Source organism: Bradyrhizobium ferriligni, assembly GCF_056837965.1.
The window spans coordinates 47,797-70,086 of sequence record NZ_JBXEJO010000009.1; the positions used below are offsets into that span (position 1 = coordinate 47,797).

General features: G+C 63.7%; 21 protein-coding genes and 1 pseudogene. 3 read left to right on the top strand and 19 right to left on the bottom strand.

The annotated features are described in order from the left end of the window. The first annotated feature begins 12 nt into the window (after positions 1-12). Positions 13-1,089, top strand: coding sequence for an AraC family transcriptional regulator (locus tag AC1VNY_RS07135; protein WP_482404642.1), 1,077 nt, complete (start codon positions 13-15; stop codon positions 1,087-1,089). Here the strand turns inward: AC1VNY_RS07135 and AC1VNY_RS07140 are convergent. From AC1VNY_RS07140 to AC1VNY_RS07220, 17 genes and pseudogenes are all read right to left on the bottom strand, one after another. After that, complete coding sequence (locus tag AC1VNY_RS07140; RefSeq protein ID WP_482404643.1) at positions 1,052-1,204, bottom strand: hypothetical protein; 153 nt, start codon at positions 1,202-1,204, stop codon at positions 1,052-1,054. The genes AC1VNY_RS07135 and AC1VNY_RS07140 overlap by 38 nt on opposite strands. Before the next feature lie 15 nt (positions 1,205-1,219). Beyond that, positions 1,220-2,575, bottom strand: coding sequence for a fumarylacetoacetase (fahA, locus tag AC1VNY_RS07145; RefSeq protein WP_482404644.1), 1,356 nt, complete (start codon positions 2,573-2,575; stop codon positions 1,220-1,222). Between the two features lie 37 nt (positions 2,576-2,612). Continuing rightward, positions 2,613-4,307 (bottom strand): cation/acetate symporter ActP, encoded by a 1,695-nt coding sequence (actP, locus tag AC1VNY_RS07150; RefSeq protein ID WP_482404645.1) that lies wholly within the window; start codon positions 4,305-4,307, stop codon positions 2,613-2,615. Next, complete coding sequence (locus AC1VNY_RS07155; RefSeq protein ID WP_482404646.1) at positions 4,304-4,621, bottom strand: DUF485 domain-containing protein; 318 nt, start codon at positions 4,619-4,621, stop codon at positions 4,304-4,306. The genes actP and AC1VNY_RS07155 overlap by 4 nt, the downstream gene beginning before the upstream one ends. A gap of 389 nt (positions 4,622-5,010) precedes the next feature. Continuing rightward, positions 5,011-5,244: a DUF2274 domain-containing protein gene (locus AC1VNY_RS07160; RefSeq protein ID WP_482404647.1), complete on the bottom strand. Its 234-nt coding sequence runs from the start codon at positions 5,242-5,244 to the stop codon at positions 5,011-5,013. A gap of 4 nt (positions 5,245-5,248) precedes the next feature. After that, positions 5,249-6,448, bottom strand: coding sequence for a TraB/TrbI/VirB10 family type IV secretion system protein (locus tag AC1VNY_RS07165; RefSeq protein ID WP_482404648.1), 1,200 nt, complete (start codon positions 6,446-6,448; stop codon positions 5,249-5,251). Positions 6,449-6,534: 86 nt separating this feature from the next. After that, positions 6,535-7,560: a P-type conjugative transfer protein TrbG gene (gene trbG / locus AC1VNY_RS07170; RefSeq protein ID WP_482404649.1), complete on the bottom strand. Its 1,026-nt coding sequence runs from the start codon at positions 7,558-7,560 to the stop codon at positions 6,535-6,537. Next, the gene (trbF, locus tag AC1VNY_RS07175; RefSeq protein ID WP_482404650.1) at positions 7,557-8,261 is read right to left on the bottom strand and encodes a conjugal transfer protein TrbF; all 705 of its coding nucleotides are present in this window, start codon (positions 8,259-8,261) and stop codon (positions 7,557-7,559) included. Before trbF ends, trbG begins: the two co-directional genes overlap by 4 nt. A gap of 3 nt (positions 8,262-8,264) precedes the next feature. Continuing rightward, positions 8,265-9,422, bottom strand: coding sequence for a P-type conjugative transfer protein TrbL (gene trbL, locus AC1VNY_RS07180; protein ID WP_482404651.1), 1,158 nt, complete (start codon positions 9,420-9,422; stop codon positions 8,265-8,267). A 9-nt stretch (positions 9,423-9,431) separates the two neighbouring features. Beyond that, positions 9,432-9,953, bottom strand: a pseudogene (gene trbJ / locus AC1VNY_RS07185) (P-type conjugative transfer protein TrbJ); the annotation flags it as partial. A 15-nt stretch (positions 9,954-9,968) separates the two neighbouring features. Next, positions 9,969-10,184, bottom strand: coding sequence for a hypothetical protein (locus AC1VNY_RS07190; protein WP_482404652.1), 216 nt, complete (start codon positions 10,182-10,184; stop codon positions 9,969-9,971). 26 nt (positions 10,185-10,210) lie between these two features. Continuing rightward, positions 10,211-12,790: a conjugal transfer protein TrbE gene (trbE, locus tag AC1VNY_RS07195; RefSeq protein WP_482404653.1), complete on the bottom strand. Its 2,580-nt coding sequence runs from the start codon at positions 12,788-12,790 to the stop codon at positions 10,211-10,213. Further along, on the bottom strand, positions 12,784-13,041 hold the full coding sequence (locus AC1VNY_RS07200) for a VirB3 family type IV secretion system protein (RefSeq protein ID WP_482404654.1): 258 nt from the start codon (positions 13,039-13,041) through the stop codon (positions 12,784-12,786). The genes trbE and AC1VNY_RS07200 overlap by 7 nt, the downstream gene beginning before the upstream one ends. Then, complete coding sequence (locus AC1VNY_RS07205) at positions 13,041-13,310, bottom strand: TrbC/VirB2 family type IV secretion system protein (protein ID WP_035633115.1); 270 nt, start codon at positions 13,308-13,310, stop codon at positions 13,041-13,043. Before AC1VNY_RS07205 ends, AC1VNY_RS07200 begins: the two co-directional genes overlap by 1 nt. A 109-nt stretch (positions 13,311-13,419) precedes the next feature. Continuing rightward, the gene (gene trbB / locus AC1VNY_RS07210) at positions 13,420-14,403 is read right to left on the bottom strand and encodes a P-type conjugative transfer ATPase TrbB (RefSeq protein ID WP_482404655.1); all 984 of its coding nucleotides are present in this window, start codon (positions 14,401-14,403) and stop codon (positions 13,420-13,422) included. Continuing rightward, on the bottom strand, positions 14,396-14,953 hold the full coding sequence (locus AC1VNY_RS07215) for a CopG family transcriptional regulator (RefSeq protein ID WP_482404656.1): 558 nt from the start codon (positions 14,951-14,953) through the stop codon (positions 14,396-14,398). Before AC1VNY_RS07215 ends, trbB begins: the two co-directional genes overlap by 8 nt. Positions 14,954-14,965: 12 nt before the next feature. Continuing rightward, positions 14,966-16,993: a conjugal transfer protein TraG gene (locus tag AC1VNY_RS07220; RefSeq protein ID WP_482404657.1), complete on the bottom strand. Its 2,028-nt coding sequence runs from the start codon at positions 16,991-16,993 to the stop codon at positions 14,966-14,968. Positions 16,994-17,477: 484 nt separating this feature from the next. Here AC1VNY_RS07220 and AC1VNY_RS07225 point away from each other — a divergent pair, with 484 nt between their 5' ends. Both AC1VNY_RS07225 and AC1VNY_RS07230 read left to right on the top strand, forming a co-directional pair. Then, positions 17,478-18,143 (top strand): hypothetical protein, encoded by a 666-nt coding sequence (locus tag AC1VNY_RS07225; protein WP_482404658.1) that lies wholly within the window; start codon positions 17,478-17,480, stop codon positions 18,141-18,143. Then, a complete protein-coding gene (locus AC1VNY_RS07230) occupies positions 18,140-18,730 on the top strand; it encodes an RES family NAD+ phosphorylase (protein ID WP_482404659.1) in 591 nt (196 codons plus the stop codon). Before AC1VNY_RS07225 ends, AC1VNY_RS07230 begins: the two co-directional genes overlap by 4 nt. 26 nt (positions 18,731-18,756) lie before the next feature. Here the strand turns inward: AC1VNY_RS07230 and rlxS are convergent, their stop codons facing one another. Next, on the bottom strand, positions 18,757-20,724 hold the full coding sequence (rlxS, locus tag AC1VNY_RS07235; protein ID WP_482404660.1) for a relaxase/mobilization nuclease RlxS: 1,968 nt from the start codon (positions 20,722-20,724) through the stop codon (positions 18,757-18,759). 583 nt (positions 20,725-21,307) lie between these two features. Further along, positions 21,308-21,619, bottom strand: coding sequence for a DUF736 domain-containing protein (locus AC1VNY_RS07240; protein WP_209909191.1), 312 nt, complete (start codon positions 21,617-21,619; stop codon positions 21,308-21,310). Positions 21,620-22,290: the final 671 nt, after the last annotated feature.

Here is a 22,290-nt window from a genome sequence, read left to right on the forward strand (position 1 = left end):
GGAGGACGCGCCATGAAGCCGATCAAGATCGTGATGCCGATCTCGAGCGATCCGGATGCGCCGACGCAGAGCCTGCTCGGCCTCGGCGCGCTGGCGGCCGAGCTCGCCGCGGAGGGCGTCTCGGTGCGCGAGCTGTTCGCGCGGACCGGCCTCGATGCTTCGCAGCTCGAAGATCCCCATGCCCGCATCTCGCACCGCCAGCGACTGGCGATCTACCGCAACGCGACGCGGCTGGCGAAGCGATCCGACATCGGGCTGCTCGCGGGAGCCCGGCAGCGCATCAGCGATTACGGCATTTACGGCTATGCACTGGTGTCGAGCCGGACATTCGGCGAAGCGCTGATGTTCTCGCTCGATCACATCACGATGGCGGGGCCGGCGGTGCGACAGATCAGCTTCCGGATCGAGCATGGCATGACTGCGATCCTGCGCAGCCATGGCCTTGACCCGCTCGGCGAGCTGCTACCGTTCGCCGCGGAATTCTGGCGCAGCTCGATGACCGCGGTGTTCAGCCGCATCCTCGAGTCGCCGTTCCCGAGCAAGCGGATGATCTTTCCTTTTCCTGCGCCCGTGCACTGGCGCAACTATGAGCGAATGTTCAACTGCCCGATCGACTTCGGCGCCGATCGCATGGAATGGCATTTCGACGCCAAGGTGCTCGATCTGCCCTGCCCCAATGCCAACCCGATCACCGCGAAGATCTGCCAGCAGCTCTGCGACGTCGTCATGACCGAGCGGCCCGGCGAATCGGAGCTGGTCAGACGGATCAGAGCCGCATGCCTCAATAGCCCCAACCGATTTGCCGGTGCGCCGGAGATCGCATCGCAGCTCGGGCTGTCGTTGCGAACCTTCCACCGCAGGCTGGCGGAGGACGGGCAGTCCTTCCAATCGATCGTCGACGGGATGCGGCGGTCGATTGCGACGGAGCTGCTCGAGAACACCCATCTGGCCATCGACCAGGTCGCCGAGCGTGTCGGCTTTGCCGATGCGACCAGCTTTCGCAAGGCGTTCAAGAAATGGACCAACCGCTCGCCGTCGGACTTCCGTCGCCCTACAGCGCAGCGAGCAGCAGCATCGCCAGACGCGTGAGCAGCAGCAGCGACAGCCCGACCGTCAAAGTCAGAAGCTGTCCGAACCGGAAGTCGTCCGGGTCGAGCGCCCCGTTCTGCAGGTGCGCGTGGATGAGCAGCGATTGACACTCCATATCAGGCTCCCCCTGTCAGGGATGGTTGCTTCCAGCAATCACGGCATCGGCGGGCCCGATCTTGCCGACGCATGAACCGAACCCGATGGTCACAAAACCTTCCCGGATGCAGCGGCCGCGGAAGATGACCTCGTCGCCGTCCTCGAGGAAACCGCGGCGCTCGCCGTTCGGAAGGGCGGCCGGCCGTGATCCGGCGGCGGTGAACTCGAGCATGCTCGAAAGCTGGGCCGGACTTGGCCCCGAAATCGTACCGGTGCCGATCAGGTCGCCGGGCTGCAGATTGCAGCCGTTGATGCTGTGGTGCGCGACCATCTGCGCCGGCGTCCAGTACAGGTATTTTGCATTGGACCTGACAATTACCGCGGCGGGCTGGTTCGCGGCACGCATCTGTGCGGTCGAGAGCAGAACTTCGAGATGAACATCGAGTCCGCCGTGCGACTGATCGGCCACGTCGAGCAAATAATCGAGCGGACGCGGATCGCCGTCCGGCCGCGCCAGCGCCGCGACGCGGAACGGCGCCAGCGCGTCCGACGTGAGAACCCAGGGCGACACCGAGGTGGCAAAGCTCTTGCTGAGGAACGGGCCGAGCGGAAACATCTCCCAGCGCTGGATGTCGCGCGCCGACCAGTCGTTCAGCAGCGAATAGCCGACGATCTGCTGCGATGCCTCGGCGATCGGAACGGGATTGCCGAGCCGGTTGCCGGCGGCGAGGTAGAAGCCCATCTCAAGCTCGAAATCGAGCCGTTCGCACGGGCCGAAGCTCGGCGCACCGCCTGCCGCCGCGGGCGGGCGCTGCCCGAGCGGCCGCCGCACCATCCCGCGTCCGACCTGCACCGATGAGGCGCGGCCGTGATAAGCGATCGGCACCCATTTGTAGTTCGCGGGCAGCGGATTTTCCGGCGTCAACAGCGCGCCTGCGGCCTGCGCGTGATAGATGCCGGCATAAAAGTCCGTGTAGTTCGAGACGCGTGTCGGCAGATGCAGCGTCGCGTCCGCGAGCGGCGTCAACAATTCGGACGCGCGGCGCCTGGGGTCGTTGGCCGCGCTGCCCTGACCAAGCAGATCGGCGGCGCGGCGGCGCAGCTCCCGCATCGCCACGGGTCCGAGCGCGAACAGCGCATTGAGCGTGCCCTGCTGCAGCGCTTGGCGGATCGGCGCCGCGAGACGTTCACCCGACCCGAGCGCCCGCTTCAGGTCGAAGACGAAGTCTCCGATGGCCGTGCCGATCCGTGGCCACGGATCGGCCGCGGTGCTGAAGATGCCGAGCGGCAGATTCTGGATCGGGAAGTCGGTCGTCCCGCCGTCTGCCGATTCGACAAAGCTCCGCCGTGCCGGGTCGTGGGTCTCGTCGAGTTGAACTGCGTTGGTCATGCTGTTTTCCAGGCTCTTCGGTTCGTGCCGTCCAACGTCACGATGCCGCGGCTGCGAGAGCCGGGCGTTCGTTGGCCAAAGCCGTTCCGATCTCGGATTGGATGAACTGCGCTGCAAATGCCTCGCGTTCGCGCGCCGCGCGCTCGCTGCGGTCCGTCACCGAGAGCAGCCAGACGAACAGGAATGCGAGCGGCATCGAGATCAGCGCGGGATTGTCGTAAGGGAACAGCGCCGTCGGGAAGCCGAGGACGGCGACCCAGACCGTCTTGCTCAGCACGACCAGCACGACCGATGCGACGAGGCCAGCGAGACCGCCGGCGACGGCCCCGCGCGTGGTGGTGCCACGCCAGAACATCGCCATCGCCAGCATCGGAAAGTTGCAGCTCGCGGCGACGGATAACGCAAGACCCGCCATGAACGCCACGTTCTGGTTCTCGAAGGCATAGGCCAGCAGAACCGCGACGACGCCGATCGCCGTCGCCGAGATCTTCGACACCAGCACCTCGCGCGCTTCGGATGCCTTGCCGCCGGCCAGCACCTGGCCGTAGATGTCATGGCTGACGGCCGAGGCGCCGGCGAGCGTCAGGCCGGCGACGACGGCAAGGATGGTCGCGAATGCCACCGCGGAGATGAAGCCAAGCAGCAGCGGACCGCCCATCGCATGCGCAAGATGGATCGACGCCATGTTGGGCCCGCCGATCAGATCGGCGATCTTGTTGAACTGCCCGGATGCCGCGACATTGAAGTAGCTCGGATCGGCCATCAGGATCGCCACGGCGGCAAAGCCGAGCACCGGAATGATCCAGCAGAAATAGGCGATGCAGGCCGTCGCATAGAACACAGATTTGCGGGCGGCCGCGGCATCTCTCACCGTGAAGAACCGCATCAGGATATGCGGCAGGCCGGCGGTGCCGAACACCAAAGCGAGGCCAAGCGAGATCGCCGACACCGGCTCGGCAAACAGTCCGCCGGGGACGAGAATGGCGGCTCCCTTGGGATGGATGCTGCTCGCGGCCCCAAGCAGCCGCCCGAGGCTGAAGTCGAAATGCCACAGTGCAGCCAGCGCGAGCAGCGTTCCGCCGCACAGCAGCAGCACGGCCTTGGTGATCTGCACCCAGGTAGTCGCCTGCATGCCGCCGACGATCACGTAAAAGATCATCAGCACGCCGACGCCGAGCACGGCGAAGATGTAGTTGATGCCGAACAGCAGCTGGATCACCTTGCCGGCGCCGATCAGCTGCGCGATCAGATAGAACAGCACGACGACGAGACTTCCGGTCGCGGCAACGAGCCGGACCGGTGTCCGCCGCAGGCGAAACGCCGCTGCATCCGCAAAGGTGTAGCTGCCGAGATTGCGCATCCGCTCCGACATCAGGAACAGCACGATCGGCCATCCCGTGAGAAACCCGAGCGCATAGATGAAGCCATCGAAGCCGTTGGCATAGACCAGCGCGGAGATGCCGAGGAAGGCCGCCGCCGACAGGAAGTCGCCGGCGGTCGCCAGCCCGTTCTGCAGCGGCGTGATCGCGTGTCCGGCGGTGTAGAACCCGGCCTTCGATCGCGTACTGCCGGCCGAGCGCCAGGTAATGACGAGCGTGACGGCGACGATCACGAGGAACATGCCGACCGCGATCCAGTCGGGTCCACGGGCTCCCGCCGCGGGCGCTCCCTGAGCCATGGCCACGGATGGAAACGCAACGCAAAGCGCGATCAACTGCGATCTGGCGATCATCGGCCGAGCTCCCGGTTGACGCTGCGCGCGAGTTCGTCGAAGCGCGCGTTCGAGCGCAGAACATAGAAGCCCGTAAACGCGATGATCGCCGTGACCATGAGAAGCGCGAGCGCGAAGCCGAGCGGCATCGCACTGCCGGCGAAGCTCGCGCCGAGCGCGGCTTTTGCGGTCGAGATCAGCGCAATGAAGCCGAAGAACATGACTAGCGTCAGGATGGACAGACCCCATCGCAGTCTCGCGCGTCCCGAAACGAGCTCCCTGAACGCGCTATCGGCAAGGATTTGTCGCGTGCGATCGGGCGACAGTTGCGGCATCCGATTCCTCCCTCGGAGACATTTGCTGATCGCCGTGCCCTTCCGCGTGCGTTGCGCCGCAGAGATTCAGGGCTCGGGGTGTCTCCTCTCCAGGCTCGGAGCATTAGAATCCGGACCGCGTCCGGCAAGGTGATATCCTGCCAAACTCCGAGTGATTTCATGCCACGCCGGGTTGTCCGCGATTTTTGCGCCGTCGCCCATCTCGTCATGCCGCCGACGATCCACAAGCCGGACAGTCGCGCAGGATTAGCGCTTCTGGGATAAGCTTGTCTTCAACACTTCTGAAAAAGACCGGCGTCCGCTTTTTCTCAGAAATGGTTGCGGCTTAGTCCCAGAAACAGTTTCTACCTCTTCCCCGGGACGTACTTCGTAAGATAGGCGCAGAGTGGTCAACCAAGGCGAGACGCCTGTTCAGCGCGTCTCTCTTTGCTGCCCTTCCGAAAATCTGCGTCCCCGTCAAGGAACGCCTCGAGCATAAACGGCACCAAAGTCGCGACTTCCTCACGATTGCCGTACGTCTGCGCATAGAAATCAGCGTACTCGCGCAGTCGCTTCGCAAGATTCGGCATCAGCATAACGCTCAGCTTCTCAGGCGTCCGATCGGGTAACTTCGCAAGCTTCATACCCTCACCTGCCCTTTTCCGCAGCTTGAACGTCCAGGTAGGGCTTCAGCACCAGATCTTTCGAAACAATCACCCGCAGCGGCCATCCCGGTCGCACCGTGATCGTCGGCTGCACGTCGAGTTCGCGCTCCACCAGGCGCTGGCCCGCACGATTGGTCGTCTGCTGAGTGCTTTCCCGTAGCGCCTTCACGAGATCGCTCTCGTCATTTCCTATCGAAAGCTGTGTCCCTACCCCGATCAGGGTCGCCAAGGCCACGCCCTTGAGCAGTTGCCAGGTATGGAAGTCCACCTCATCCTCGAGCCCGGCATAGCCCGCGACATCAGTAGCTGGGAGGTTCTCGATCACGACGGAATTTCCGTTCGGCAAGATCAGTCGCGTCCAGACGACCAGTGCCCGCTTCTGGCCAAAGGCGACGAAGCTATCGTACTTGCCCACGAGCCGCGTCCCTTGTGGGATTAGCAGATGCTCGCCCGTTACCGTGTCATAGACGTTCTCCGTGACCTGACCGATCGTCGCTCCCGGCAGGTCTGAATTCAGCCCCGTCACCAGGCTCGCTGGAATAATCGACCCCGCCATCACGGCATAGCTGGAGGGCGCGGCGACGACCGCGTGCGGATTGGTGGTCTCGGTGTCGGCCTTCGCTCCCACAAAGGCGAGCTTTCGTGCCTGCGACGAGGGTACGATCTCGTCCGATCGATCGACCATTGCCCGCGCGGTTTTCGCAAGCTCCGCTGCGGACGGCCCGGAATCGGCCGCCAGCGGCCGAAACGGGGACGGCTGGCTGGCTGCCACGTCCGTGACACCGGCCTGCTTTCGCTTGTCCTGCTTTTCCGACAGGCGGACGAACAAGCCCGATTCCCTCGCTTGTTGCGCGATGCGCACCTGCCGGATGCGCTCCGCCCTTTCTGTGTCCTCTTCCGGATTGCTACGGAAGCCTGGATCCCATGATGGCGCGATTCCGGCTTTCTTTTCGTTTTCGGCGAAAGCTCGTCCAATATCGCCCGGGGATGGCGGTCCAAGCCGCGGCATTGACGGCGGAAGCTCTTCATAAGACCTCGGCAGCTTGTTCAGGCCCTCTGCCGTTTGCTTCCGGTCGGTGTTGTAGAGCTCTGCGCGGTCGGCGTGCTTCAAAGGCCGCAGCGGCCGCAGCGCAACTATCGTCGCTCCGGCGATGAACAGTGCAGTGACAGCGCAGCCGATCATGAGCGCGCGCCTGTTCAACCGCCGGATGGATCGCGGTCGTGCCCGCAGCTCCAGAGGCTCCGGTGGCTCCCGATCCAACCCACTCGTCATGAGGCGCTCCCACTGCTGACGGCCTGTGACACCGGCCGCGCATCGATGCGGATAATCCGGACGATACGTTGGGGATCCTCGCCGAGACGGAGCTCGGCGGCGCCAAACATGCGGTCGACGATGTAGTAGGAGCCCCTGACCCGATAGTTGACCAGATTTGGACGGCCATCGGCGCCCGCGACGAACAGGGGCGGCGCCTCGCCCTGCGACAGGCCGGATGGCATCTGGATATAGACCTTGCGGCCGTCATCGAACGCACGCACCGGTCGCCACGGTGGGTCATCGCCTTCGATACGGTAGCGGAAGTTCAGGCTGTCGAGCCGCACGCCGCGATCGGCGACCCGCTCCTCGTTTGCCTGGGCGATTGCATTCTGCTTGTGAAGTGCAACCAGCGTATCCGTTGGGTACGTCCAGGAGATCGATGCCATGTAGGTCTGCTTGGTTGAGACCAGCTCGAGGTGGTAGGCGCGCCGGTCGGTAAGGACCACCAGATTGGTCTGGATGTCCGGCAGCGTCGGTTTGACGAGGATATGGACACGCCGGTTGCTACCCTGACCGCTCGAGGTATCGCCGACCACCCAGCGAACCGTGTCGCCTGTCGAGACATCGATCAATTCCTCGCCGGCCTGAAGCGCGATGGTCGAGACCTTCTCGGGGCTCGCATAGAGCCGATAGAGGGCTCCTTCGGTCCATGGATAGACCTGGATCGCATTGATGTAGCCCGCCCGGGTCGGCTCCATCCGCGCAGCCTTGTTCGCCTTGGCGATCGCCTGCTCCGGTGGCAGCTTTTCTTCCTTTCCGCCCTTCTTTGGATAGGGCTTGAGTTGGCCAGGTAGAGGCAAGACCTTGGGCCTTTCAACAATCTCGACGGGCTTCGGCGGATCCGCCTCGGGGAGAGCCTGCTCGAATGTCATCTCGTCATAGGGCGCTTCGAGGTTGAGCTTTGTGGCGCATCCTCCGAGCACGAGCGACAGGGTCAGGATACTGGCCGATGCACGCTTTGTTGAAGCAGCAGAATTCATTTCGCATCTCCGATGAGGTCGCGCGACCAGTTGAGGGAATGGACGTAGAGGCCAAGCGGGTTCTTTCGCAGCGTCTCGGCGTCCGCCGGCGGCTTGAGAACCGTGGTTACGAGACCCGTGAACCGCTCGGTCTTGGCAATCGAGCCATTCTCGAAACTGTTCTCCTTCCAGCGGATTTCGAAGCTGTCGCTGGACGCACGCACCACCGAGGTCACCTCTGCGGTGACGGTTCTGGACCCGATTTTCGCGAACGGATCGGTTTCGCGCGCGTAGTCGTTCAGAACTTGCGCGCCCCGATCGGTGACGAAGTCGTAGGCCCGTAGCCAGTTGCTGCGGACGATCACGGGATCGATCGACAACGAACGCACGTTTTCGATGAACCGCGCCAGGAAGTGCGCGATCTGCGCATCCGACGGCTGATACGCCTCCAGCGCAGGTCCAACTGCGCGGACCTCACCCAACCGGTCGACCTCGACCACATAGGGGACGATCCCTGAGCGGCCAATCACGGCAAGCAGGATCAAGCCGAGAACACCGCACACTGCAGTGACACCCAACGCAGCGAGCCGCCAATTACTCGCCTGAACCCTCGCGGACCCCAGCCGCTCGTCCCAGACCTGTCCCGCTTTCTGGTAAGGCGTCACGGGCTCTGGTGTTTCTCCGTACCGAACCGAAACGCGTTGAAATGGATGACCGGCCATATCTCAGTCCTCCCCGAGCTTGGGACCCGAGGAATGACCGCCCTTGTCCCCTTCTTTCAGGGTATGGGCAGCAATCTGTGCGGCTTCCCTGGCGTGTCGGGCGGGGGTCGCAGTTGCGCGCGAAGGGCCGGCAGCCGCAGCTCCGCCCGCTTGTCCAACGCCTCCGCCTGCCGGCTGCTCGGGCGCGGCCGCGCGGGCCGCACCGTCGCCAATCGACGATGCTCCACTCAGCGACGCCGCGGAACGGACCGCCGTCATCGATCCGCCGGCGGCCATGCGAAGGCCGCCCATGGCGACCGCTCCGCCTCCGATTGCGACAGCAGCAGCACCGGCCACCGTACCCGCCGCCGACCCGGCCCCCAGTTGAGGTGCACCGGACACGAGACCCGCAGCAATGCCCGGGCCGAAGATTCCAAGTCCAAACAGAGCGAGCGCCGCAAGTAGCAAGCTCATGGCCGACGCAATATCGACCGGCCGTGTCAAAGTGCTCGCGAGTTGACCGAAGATAGTCGAGCCGATGCCGACGATAATCGCCAGCACCATCACCTTGACGCCGGAGGCAACGACATTGCCGAGCGTCTTTTCGGCAAGAAAGGCCGTCTTGCCCCAGAGCGCGAACGGCACCAGGATGAAGCTCGCGAGTGTCGTGAGCTTGAACTCGATCAGGGTCACGAACAGCTGGACCGACAGCACGAAGAACGCGAGCACGATCACGATCCAGCAGAACAAGAGGATCACGATCGTCGGCAGGTTCGTCAGCACATCGAAGCCCGAGAACTGGCTCGCCTCCTCGAGAAGCGGATGCGCCGCAGTGAACCCAGCGGCGGCAACAAAACCCGGCCGGGCCAGATCAGCCGGGCTCAATGTGCCGCCGGACGCCTTCAGGCCGATGCCAGAAAACGAGTTGAAGATGATGTCGGCAAGGCTCTTGAAGTTGCCGATGATGAAGGCGAATGCACCGACGTAGAGGATCTTCTTGGCAAGCGTCACCAGGATCTGGTCGTCGGACCGCTCGCTCCAGGCAAGCCCGGCAAGCGTGAGGTCGATGACGACAAGTGTCGAACTCAGGAACGAGACTTCGCCTGACAGAAGACCAAAGCCAGAATCGATGTAGCGCGAAAACGTCTCGGTGAAGCGATCGATGACGGAGAGATCAGCCATGGCCCCCTCCTATCTGCCGCCGGCGTAGGCATGGCCATCGCCGATGAAGCGGATAAAGCGCTCCTGGGCGGCCGCCGCCGACGCGCGCTCTTCAGCCGCCCTCAACGTGTCGGCGCGGGCTTGAGTTGCCAGCAGCGCCTGCGTCTGCAATGCCTGCTTGATCTGCAAAGCCAGCAGCTCGTTGCCGGACTGCTGGGCCTGCAAGGAGCCGACCGCGGCTGACGAACTCGCCATAAGTGTGCGAAGCGTCTGGCCGTCCTGATCCAGGTTGCTGACGATGGCCGACTGGATTGTGAGCGCCTGCTTGAGCCCCTCATAGCTGTTATTCCAGCGTGCGGTCGCGTCCTGGACCATCCTGTCAGCGGAGGTGGCGGCGCCATACTGCCGAGGATATAGCTGCGCAAAATCCTGCTGGGTCTTTTGAACGTCGAACGAGATGCCCTTTGCCTGTGTAATGAGGCTGTTCATCCGACCTATGGTCGAAGTGAGCTGGCCGACGACACTGGTCGGGAGGCTTGCCAGATGCTTTGCTTGATTGAGAAGCGACTAAGCCTGATTTTCGAGGCTCCTGACCTGGTTATTGATCTGCTCGAGCGCGCGAGCGGCAGTCAGAAGATTCTGGCTGTAGTTCGAGGGGTCGAACACGATATCGAACGCCCCGACCCGCCGCGATCCATTCACAGCAACGACGACAGATAGCGCTACTGTCACGATAATTCTTGTAGTTGTACGCGCGCCCAAGCGGCCGACACTTTCGAGCATGGAAGACTCCGGAGATTGAGATCGGGTCAGGCCTTGTGGGCCTGTTCAAAGGTGCTGATCAGGTTGGCCGCCCAGTGCAGATCGCGTTCAGCGAAATAGCGTTCGGCAAAATGGTGGGGCCCCGAACGGGCCAGGACATCGTCAATGATGCGCTGATCGTCCGGCGAGGATGCCCCGACGAGCGCAAGCGCCACCGGTCCAAGGCCAAGTTCGAACAGGCGGTTGCCGGCACGAGACTGCAGATAGTAGTCGCGCTTGGGAAAGGCTTCGGCGATCAGGCGCACTTGCGTGTCGTTCAGGCCGAAGCGCCGATAGGTCTCGGTCTGGGTCGGCTCAAGGGCCCGGGGATTGGGCAGGAATATTCGGCTCGGACAGGACTCGATGATCGCGGGCGCGATTTCGCTGTCCGCGATATCGGCAAGCGACTGCGTGGCAAAGACCACCGCCACGTTCCTCTTGCGCAGGGTCTTCAGCCATTCGCGAATCCGGCTCGAAAACAGCGGGTCGTCAAGGAACACCCAGGCCTCGTCGAGCACCAGCAGGGTCGGCCGCCCATCGAAACGCGACTCCAGAGTGTGGAACAGATAAGTGAGCACGGGTGCGACAAGCCCCGGCAGCGCCATCAACTCTTCCATCTCGAAGGTCAGGACGTCGGCGCTCGAAAGCCGGTCGGCGTCCGCATCGAGGAAGCGGCCGTAAGGTCCCTCCAGCGTGTAGGGCTGGAGCGCCTGACGCAGGGCGTCCCGCGTGAGCAAGGCCACGAGCCCGGTCATCGTGCGTTGGGACACCGGCGCCGTACCCAGGCTCTTGAGTGCCGACCAGATGGTTTCCTTGACCTCCGGCGTCACGTTCACCCGCTCGTGGGCAATGACGCCGCAAAGCCAGTCGAGCGCCCAAAGCCGCGCCTGCTCCTCCGCAACATCCTTCAGGGGCTGGAACGCGATGCCACCCTTGGCGCCGAGCTCGTACCACGCGCCCGACAGCGCAAGCGTTGTCGCGCGCGCGGAGCGGCCCTTGTCGAATGTGATCAGCTGGGCATTCGAGTAGCGCCGGAACTGCAGGGCCAGCATCGAGAGCAGCACAGACTTGCCGGCGCCGGTCGGCCCAACAACGATGGAATGCCCAACGTCACCGGCGTGCAGTGAAAGCCGGAAGGGGGTTGCGCCCTTGGTCTTGGCGATCAGAAGCGGTGGTCCATCGAGATGCTCGCATCGCGCTGGGCCAGCCCACACCGCCGACAACGGGCACATATGCGCCAGATTGAGCGTGTGCACGATGGGTTGGCGGATATTCGCATAGGCTTGTCCTGGCAGACCGCCAAGCCACGCCTCGACCGCATTGACACTTTCCCGGATCGTGGTGAAGCCCCGGCTGTTGATCACGCGTTCGACGAGCCGGATCTTGTCGTCGGCGGTGCGCGCGTCCTCGTCGCTGACAGTGACGGTCGTCGTGATGTAACCGAATGCGACGAGATCATCGCCGAGCTCCGTCAGCGCAGTGTCCGCGTCGACCGCCTTGTTGCTGGCGTCCGTGTCCACGAGCGCCGCCTGCTCGTTGAACATGACCTCCTTCACGATTGCTCCCAGCGATTTGCGCTTGGCAAACCACTGGCGGCGAAACCGCGATAGCGAGGAATGCGCCTGCGTGCGGTCGAGCGGCAGAAATCGGGTGGCCCAGCGATAGGCAACGCCAAGTCGGTTCAGCTCATCCAGCAATCCGGGAAAGGTCACGTGCGGGAAGCCGAGCACGGTCAGCGCACGAAGGTGGCTTCGGCCGATCGCCGGTGACAATCCACCGGTCAACGGCTCGTCGCTCAAGAAGCAATCGAGATAGGCCGGAATCTCGGGCACGGCGACCGGATGCCGCTTGGTCGAAATGCAACTATGCAGGTAGGTCAGTGTCTCCTCGTCATCGAGCGGCCAGATCTCGGGCAGGACCGAAGACAGAAGATCAATCGCCCGGTCCGTTTCCTGGACAAAGCGTTCGAGATGATCACGATAGCTGTGCTCCCGCGACGGCAGGGGCTGGTCAGTTTCACGAGCGGTCGTGGCGACTGGATCGTCCGGCCGGCCGCTTTTTCGATCAGCCCCGGAAGCTTGCTGCGCTTGCCGCTGACGGCGTGATCGTCCCGGACCCCGCTCGTCTCGCTCGAGGAATAGTCCCTCCAGCCGCGACACGCGCTCGGCCGGCGGCAGGTACATCAAGGTGAGATGCAACACGCTCTCAAAATGCTGTCCGCGCGGACGCGACGGATCGTCCCAGGAGGCCTCGGACACGCTTTCGAAGGCGGCCCGCCGCTCCTCATCGACAAGCCACGATACTGCGTCCGGAAAGCGTGAGCGCGGATACTCCGACGCCGCAATTCGCGTGGCGTCGAAGAACAGGGCCCAGCCCGAGCCAAAGCGCTTTAAGACGTTGTTCACCCGCGAGGCCACGCTCATGAGCTCGACCTCGGTCGCGCTGTCGAGATCCGGACCCCGGTAGCGGATGGTGCGCTGAAAGCTGCCGTCCTTGTTCAGGATCACGCCAGGTGCGACGAGGCACGCCCAGGGCAACCAGTCGGCCAGACGATAGGCATGAGGACGGAATTCTCTCAAATTCAGCATGCGAGCCAGCCCTTGTGCTTGGTGTGACGGATTGCGACCTCGACGAAGGCGGAATCGCGCCTGGCAAGCCACACCGCGATGGCATGCCCGACGATCCAGAGCACGACGCCTGCGAGCCAGAGCCGCAGCCCGAGCGCCAGCACGGCCGACAGGGTGCCGATCAGGATGGCCGCAGAGCGCGGCGCACCGCCCAGCAGAATGGGCTCGGTCAACGAGCGATGGAGCACGAGTTCAAAGCCGTCGGGACGCATCAGATCAGCGCTCCGCCGCCGAATGAGAAGAACGACAGGAAGAAAGAGCTCGCCGCGAAAGCGATGGAGAGGCCAAAGACGACCTGGACCATCTTGCGGAAACCACCCGAGGTGTCGCCGAACGCAAGCGAAATCCCGGTTACCGTAATGATGATGACGGCGACGATCTTCGCGACCGGTCCCTGCACCGACTCCAGGATGCGCTCGAGCGGCGCTTCCCATGGCATGCCCGAGCCTGCAGCGTGCGCAGCCGGGCCCGTTAGGAGCATGCACGCGAGGCCCCCTCCGAGCTCGATGAGGAAACGCCTGTAAACTCGGCGAAAGCAGAAATGCGCCGTCGAACGGGGCAAACCAGACATGTCGTACTCTCCGTGTAGATCAGGGACGATGCGAAGCGTTTGGAAGGCCTGGCGGGGTCTCCAGGAGGTAATCGCCGGAAGGATCGAGGCCCTTGAGCTCGGCGATCGCCTCGATCCGGCGCGCAGGACCCCGTCCCCTGATGAAGACGACAAGGTCGATCGCCTCGGCGATGAGCCGGCGCGGCACGGTGGCCACAGCCTCCTGGATCAATTGCTCGATCCTATAGAGCGCGGCGCGCGCCGAGTTGGCGTGAACCGTGGCGATCCCACCGGGATGGCCGGTATTCCAGGCCTTCAGCATGTCGAGGGCCTCGGCGCCCCTCACCTCGCCCACGATGATGCGATCAGGTCGAAGGCGAAGCGTTGAGCGCACGAGATCGGCAAGGCTCGCGACGCCCGGCTTGGTGCGCAGGGTCACGACGTCCTTGGCCTCGCAGCGCAGCTCGCGGGTATCCTCGATGATGACGATACGCTCATCGAGACGCGCAATCTCGGCCAGGAGCGCATTGGCGAGTGTCGTCTTACCCGATCCGGTGCCGCCCGCAACAAGGATGCTGCGACCTTCGACAACGGCCGCCGCCAGCACCTTGGCCATCAGGGGCGAGGCAATCTGCGCCCTGACATAGTCGGAGAGAAGAAACGTCGTTGTTGCGGGCTTGCGGATGGCAAAGCAGGGCGCGAGCGAGACCGGCGGCAGCACGCCTTCGAACCTCTCGCCGGTCTCCGGAAGTTCGGCCGATATGATCGGGAAGGATGCGCTGGCCTCGGCCCGGACATGGCTTGCGACCAGTCGGATGATCCGCTCCGATTCCTGCGGCGTCAGAATGACGCCGGTATCAGTACGTCCGGACCGGTGCCGCTCAAGCCAGAGCCTGCCGTCCGGGTTGACGATCACCTCGACAACCTCGGCCTCTTCCAGCGCCAGCGCGATCGCCGGCCCCATAGCGGTCCGCAGCATGCCGCGGCGGCGCTCGCGGGTTTCGGGCGAGAGAAGGTCAGACATTGCCGACCTCCTCTCGCCCAGCCGGAGACGGCTCCGGCTGCTGGCCCGCTGCGTGGTGCGAGCGGGATTCTGTTGTCGTGGTCTGCGCCTCACCGCCGCCGAGCGGCGCGCCCTCCTCCAGATGCCGCATGAAGAGGTCCGGATTTGATGTCGAGACCTGTTCCATGACGTCGGCAACCAGCCGGCCGCCCGCGGCGATACGCTTGCCGACCTGCGCGACGAACATCTCGAACCGCTCACGCCCCAGCGCACGCGCGGCGTCCTGGTCTCCGCTGGGCAGCGGGGGCGTGATTGTCAGGTAGTAGCGGACGAACAGTGCAATGGTTTCCGCCATGATCGAGAGATCACGGTCTGCCCGATCGAGCTGCCGGCTCATCCGGTCGAGCCTGCGGATCAGGGCTGCGTCTCCGTTTGCATCCCGCTCCGGATTGAGAAAGCGGTCGAGGGCGGCGTCGACGATCGCCGACTTGTTGGTGCCCGGCCGCCTGGCCGCGAGTTCGAGCCGTTGCGCCACGCTGTCGGAGACATAGGCGGATAGCTTTGGTTTCATTGGGAGTGCCCCTCAGAATGCAGGAAGGAGATCGTCGTCATCGCGCGTGACGGCATGAGCGCTGCGGATGGCGCTGGAGGCGCTCGCCGCGCGCTGCATCTCGTTGCGATCCGCCGCCACATCTGCGTCGTCGTCGAGCAGCCGCTCCTCGGCAAACCGCGTCGCCTCGGCTTGGGGAGCCGCCTCCTCAAACAGCGGCAGTTGCTGTCTAAGCCCGCCCTCCTCTGCACCCGCCTGCATGAGGTCGCGGTATGGAAGCGTTGCCAATCGGAGATCGACCGCCCGGATCTGGCGCCCCCAATCGCTCGGACGTGCAGCCGGGCGATCGCGGTATTCGCCAGCACCGCGGTGCGGTGACGGACGCAAGCGCGTCACAAAATTTGAGTCCTCGTAGTGCCTGAGCTTGCGAGCCCGAACCGGCGCAAGCCCCGAGACAAGCACGATGGCCTGATCTTGGGGCAGCTGCATCACCTCGCCTGGAGTGAGCAGCGGCCGGGCGGTTTCCTGGCGGCTGACCATGACATGGCCAAGCCAGGGCGCGAGCCGGTGACCGGCATAATTCCGCTGTGCCCGAAGTTCCGTTGCGGTGCCGAGCGCATCCGAAATGCGCTTCGCGGTTCGCTCGTCATTGGCCGCAAAGGCGATGCGGACATGGCAATTGTCCAGGATCGCGTTGTTCTCGCCATAGGCCTTGGCGATTTGATTGAGCGATTGGGCGATCAGATAGGCCCGGATGCCGTAGCCGGCCATGAAGGCGAGCGCGCTCTCAAAGAAATCAAGCCGGCCGAGCGCAGGAAATTCATCCAGCATCAGGAGCAGCTGGCGATGCTTTGCATCGCCTGCCCTGAGGTTCAAGGACTCGGTCAATCGGCGGCCGATCTGGTTGAGGATCAGCCGGACCAACGGCTTGGTGCGGCTGATGTCTGACGGCGGGACAACCAGGTAGAGCGTGACCGGCCTGTCCGCACCAACGAGGTCCGCGATGCGCCAATCGCAGCTCTCGGTATTCCGGCTCACAACCGGATCGCGATAGAGGCCGAGGAAACTCACGGCGGTGGACAGTACGCCGGAACGTTCATTTTCAGACTTGTTGAGCAACTCCCGCGCGGTCGCGGCGACGACGGGATGGACCTTCGGCTTGGCTTCTGTTCCGAGATGGTTGGTAGCCAGCATGATCCGCAACGTCTTCTCGAAGGACTGCGCCGGGTCAGCCAGGATCTCGGTGACCCGTGTCAGCGTCTTCTGTTGCTCTGCATAGAGGACGTGGAGGATGACGCCGACGAGCAGCGAGTGGCTGGTCTTCTCCCAGTGGCTTCGGCGCTCCAATGCCCCTTCCGGGTCAACCAGGATGTCGGCAATGTTCTGGACATCGCGGACTTCGGCCGCGCCCTTGCGGACCTCGAGCAGCGGATTGTAGCGCGCGCTTGCTGGATCGGTCGGATTGAACAGCAGACAATGCGAGAAGGTCGAGCGCCAGCCGGACGTCAGCTCCCAGTTCTCGCCCTTGATGTCATGCACGACCGCCGACGAAGTCCAGGACAGCAGTGTCGGAAGCACCAGCCCCACGCCCTTGCCCGACCGCGTCGGTGCAAAACACATGACGTGCTCGGGTCCATCGTGACGCAGGTAGTAATTTTCAAATCGCCCGAGGAACACACCCCTGCCCGCGAGCAGGCCGGCAGCGCGGATCTCCTTCACATTGGCCCAGCGCGCGGAGCCGTAGGTCGTGACCAACTGGTTTTGCCGCGCCCGCCACACCGAATTGACGATTGCAAACAGCGCGCCCGCAATGCCGCCAGCCGCGGCGATAGCCCCGCCCTCCTCAAATATCTCGGGCGCATAGGCCTCATAGGCGAACCACCATTCGAACAATCGCCAGGGCAGATAGACCGGATAGGCGCCAATGGCGAACCACGGCGCGCCAAGCCGCGCCTGAAATCCGAGCGCCGCCGCCGTCCATTGCGTCGCTCCCCATGTCGACGCGATGACGATGCCGAAGACGACCGTGATCTGACCGACGTAGATTTTTGCCGGAAACATTGTCCGCCCCACTCGACGCTCGCAACGAGCGCGGCGAGATGAAAAGCGGGATGACGGCTCGCATTCAACCTGAATAAAAATCGCCGTCGGCAACGAGATCCGGCTCGATCAAACCCATCGAAGCAAGATCATTGTCGCGGCAGCCTCGGCGTGGGTGAGGAAGCTCCTCAATTGAAGGTGAATGGCATGATCAAACTGGATCACCGGTTCGGCCTTGCCCAGGATTGGTGATCGCGCATGCGCACACCCAGCGAATGAACGAATCGAACAAAGGCCGCTTGTGCCCTCAACGTCGACGGTCGCATCGACCGTCAGCCTGAAAAAGGGCGCACGGGGACGAAAGCACTATCGCCGCGCGACGGGCTGTGCGACGGCCATCGATCTCGTACATGGGATCAATTATACTACTATAATACCTATGTTATTCTTTGTCAAAGTTGACAAAGTTGCATTCGATACCGATATTGAAGGCGGAGTTCAGCTCATGTCCAAGGCACAGTCAAAGCGCTCCGGTACCGAGGATCCGTCCGTCCACGAGGACGGTGTGATGATGGTACTTAAGCAGAAACCCGCGGCCCTGAAGAGCCTCGCGCTCCCTGCCGACGCGCAGGTCGCCATCGTTTCCAAAAGCGTGACCGCACTGCAGAAGGTGCGTGAGCAGAACAAGCAACTGACGGGGCAAGCATTCCGGTTCTTCTCCGAGGCGGCGAAGCAAACCGCTGTCGTCAACAAGGACGCATTCGCACCAGATGCCCGCGCGCTCGCCGTCCTTGAGGGCGTCCGCATTGCGCAGGAGGATCTTCGGCGATCCGGCGGCGCGTATGATCTGGACCAGGTCAGAACGCTCCTGCGGGGAATCTCCAGGCAGGCTGTGGACAAGCGCGTGCAGGAAGGCAGCCTCCTCGCGGTGCCGGGTCCGAGCAATCACCGGAGCTTTCCGACGCTTCAGTTCAACGTCGACGGCACCGTCGTCGAAGGTCTGAAGTCCGTCCAGGAGGCGCTGCCGACCAACAACCCCTGGACGGTTCTGAACTTCCTCGCCCAGCCTGACGACCGGTTGGGTGGCCGCAAGCCGATCGACCTGCTGAGGGAAGGCAAGGTTGAACTTGTGGTCGAGGCCGCCCGGCGCATGGCTCAGCAAGGCGCGTGACCGCTCCGTTGCCGCCGGACGATCTCGATCGCCGCCGCCCCCGCCAGGTCCGGCTGCGGGCGGGGACGGTTGTTCACCGGTTCTACACCGCCGGGTACGATCCGATCTTCTTCGACACCTCGCGTCTCGGCCGGCTGAATGCGCCCGACGGGAGCTATGGCGTTCTCTATGCCGCCCGGGAGCCTTTTGGCGCCTTCGCAGAGACGTTCCTCCGCGTACCGGGACGGACCCTGCTCGATCCCAGCCTGCTCCGTCGCAAGGCCTATGCTCGCCTCAAGATCACGGCAGATCTTTCGCTGGTCAGACTGGCCGGCCCCTCCCTCGCCATTCTCGGCGCGACCGCCGAGGTGGTGCATGGCGGACTGCCTTACGACGTGCCGCAGGCCTGGTCGAAGGCGCTTTTCAGCCATCCGCTCAATCCCGACGGCATCGCCTATTACGCCCGCCACGACGACGAAGGTCTTTGTTATGCGCTGTTCGATCGCGCACGCAGCTCGGTCAGAGAAATCGATCGACAGGCCAACCTCGATCAGGACTGGTTCTGGCGCGTTGCGCAGCGGTACAGGGTCGGGCTTGCACCCGGCTAGCCCCGTCGAAGTCGGGAGGCTCGGGACTAGCGTCCGATGCCGCGCCTCATTCCGATCGACCAGGAAATGCCCTCTCCGCCGACGCTGCCGTTGACGAGTTGGCCACGCGCGCGCTCCAGAACCGGCCGCCAGGGCACCAGGACGAATTCGCGCGACTGCTCGATCAGCGCGTACCGTCCGCTATTGAGCGTGAGCATTCGCTTGTAGACGCCGCTGAGGCTGTCGCCGGCCCTGACGTTGCGATATTCGCGCCCCGTACGAGCGGAAATGTCCGCCGCCGTTTTCGCCAGCTCGCGCTCTTCAAGGATATGCAGCATGTTCCGCGCATAGCGCGCCCGCCCCCCTTCTTCTCGCGCCAGCCCCTGTTCGATCAGCCACTGCCGTCTCGCCCGCAATGCCGTCTCGACCTCCGCGCCGAAACCGGTTGGCGCGAGCCCATCGGATTCCCTTGCAAGAAGCTTCCGGTCGAGCCAGGTCGCACCGACTGCCTGCGGCAGCTCTTCGAGCCTTTGCCAAGACAACACCGCAACGCGCAACGGATTGCGCGAGCGCTCGAGTTCCTCATACCGAAAAGCCTGGTCGAGATAGTCCTGGCCGACATTCCAGCCGCCATCGGCAAGGCGGCTGACCGTCCCTTGCCGACGCATCGCCTCCAGTCGCCGGACATGGGTTCCGATATATTCGGGCGATGCTCGCGGATCCAGCTCCCGGTGCAGGCGCTCGCTGTAAAAGCCGTCATTGGCCGCAGCCACTTCGGCGATCGTTCGATCCACCGGGCGCAGCTGCGCCGAACGCGGCCTAAGCTCCAGAATCGTGTTCCGCGCCGGCAGCTCTTCGTTGGCGCCGAGAGCACCGACCTCGGCATAGTGCGCCAGCCCGTCGACCCCATCGATCACCACATAGCGGCGCTCCGTCAGCTCGTCCGCAAACCCTTCGCCAACGACCCGTCCGATCAGGTGCCGGCCCGCGCTCCGCGGATCGAAGATCGCATAGCTGGCTGCCGCCCGCGAGATGCCCGCCGCACGCAATTCGCGATGCATGGTCTTGATGATGTCGCCGCGCTCGCCCATCCGCCGGAGCTTCAATTCGAGCTCCCCGTCAAGACGCCAGCGGCCGGGATTGTCTTCCTCCGCCAATCCCATCCGCTCGAGCGTCCGCAGCCGGCCCATGCGCATCGCGTGCCAAACCGGATCCCGCGCGGCCCGTGCAAGCTCAAGGACACCATCACGGGCATCGCGCAGGATAGCCCGGTCAATCCGCGTGAACCGCTCGGCCGTGACTTCCTGCTGAAGCTTGCGCGCGGTCTCGATCTCGGTCTCAGGGCCGAGCTCGCGGGTGACGAGGTCGGAGGCCCGCGCCCGAAGACCGTGGGCGATATAGTCCCGTGCGATCACGAGGTCATGCCCCGCGTCATCTTTGCCGCGGAGCACGACATGGCTATGCGGATGCCCCGTGTTGAAATGATCCGCCGCGACCCAGTCGAGCCTGGTGCCGAGGTCACTCTCCATCTGTCGCATCAGGTCACGGATAAAGGGTTTCAGGTCAGAGAGTTCCGCGCTGTCCTCCGGTGCCACGATGAAGCGAAACTGGTGGCGATCTCCGGCACTTCGTTCAGTGAACGCCTTGCCGTCGGCGCGATCGTTGGCTGCATCATAGAGTTCTCCAGGTTCACCCGTGCGCGTCACGCCGTCGCGTTGCACATAGCGCACATGCGCCCGGACGGCGCCTGTGTCGCCGGCCTTGATGCGCACGATCCGCGCCTTGACCACGACCCGGCGCTGCCCCTTGTTCCGGCCTCGACCGGCGAGCACAGCACCTTGCGCGTATCCGCGGCCGATCCGGCCGCCCGAGAAGTTCGACGCGTGATGAGCCGTGCGACTGGCGCGTTCTGCGGCCTGCCGAACACGTCGAAGATATCCGGCCGGCTTTCTGGCCTTGCGGTTGCCGATGCGGCCGAGCTTCGGTTCGAGTTCGTCGTCATCGATGCCATGCATGACACGGGCTCCCTTGAGAAGACCGCGGATATGTGAAGCCAAAGATCCCTCGCCAAGTCGCAGACGCGAACGATGAGCATTGGCATCGCCTTGAAGCCCGATTGGCGACATCCCGTTGCGCCGTATCGCCAACTCCTTGATGTGCAGACAAGGACTTGGAGCTCATCGAACGCCAGTGCTTTAATCTTGCCTTACGCCACACTCTGCTCCGCCCTCAGCCCTGCTGTCTCTCACTTTGCTCAAGTCGCCACGGGTCCGAAGGTGCAAGTGCCACGAGGGATTGGACTTCAGCCAATCGGCTGACCAGTAATTTGGTCTCAGAGAGCAATCCCGCGCAGGGCGCGGCCGGTGTTCGAACTGGCGAGACAGCGCGCCAGGATCGAAAATCGGTCCTAAAGCGACATGGAATTCCGGGAGATCAGCGCAGAACGCCGCGCACGAAATCCGTCCGACTGATCATATTTGGCCGGCGGCGAAGCCCTGTTCTGAACGTAAAAATACTGCTCTGCCCTTCCCAAAGCGGCGCGAGAAACGCAAAAAAAGGCCCCGCCTCCGAGGAGGCGAGGCTTATGATCCGGAGCGATCAGTCGCCGTTGCGGCGCGACCAGATCAGGCTGAAGCCCTCGTCGCCTTCGACCTTGACCAGCGAGGCGTAGATCGGGGCCGGGAAGCTCGGATCGTCGAGCTTGACCAAGAGATATTCGCGCCCGCTTTCGCGGGCGGTCTTCTTCCAGGCGGCACCGAATTCGGTGCTACCCGCAAAGATGCGGTAGTCGGGAGCCTTGTCGTTGTCCTTCTCGGATGCGACGAGCTTGGCCTTAATGTTGAGCGTCAGCGTCTTGATCGAGCCGGTGAAGCCGGTGTCGGAAGCGGTGAAAGTGCCGATGGTCGCCATGGTGATCTCCGTCTGTTTTTGCTCGGGCCGCGCTCATCGCAGCCTCGATGGCGATCCCTTGCCCGGGGAGCGATCGGCCCGCAGCCACAAGGCCCGCAGCGCCAGCGGAGGACGGCGATAAGCCTGCTTTTTTGTCTTCCCGCGAGGAATGCCGCGGCTTCGCGGCGGGGGAAAAAAGCAGGCGCAGCCGTTGCGGGAAGGCGATCGAGGCTCTTGCCGTCCCCCGGGCTTGATCAGCCCAATCGAGACTGCGTTGGACGCGAGCTCATGACGGAACCGACGGAGATGACCGTGGCGACCGCCGCCTGCGCAGCACGAGAACACGGCCGGATCGGCCGAAGACAAACCGATGCCCGTGCATCAATCGCAGGCAGGACGCAGACGGACCAGCGCAAAGAACCCGGCCGCATTTTCGCGCAAATGAACCCGCAGCACCGCCAGAATATCCGTCAGAGCGCGTTCTCGAAGCGCGGCATCATGAGTCGATCGAAGCGTCCGGCCTCGCCGCGCGGCTATGCAACTGGAGGCGTGATACAGCCTCCCTGGGCTGCAGCAGTCGGCGTTGATCGGACGGATCGTGCCCTGATCGGAGGATGGGCTTACGTTGGGAGTCGCCGCTTTGTATCCATGAAATCGGCCGCGCTCCATCGGGCGCGCGGCCGGTTCTTGGA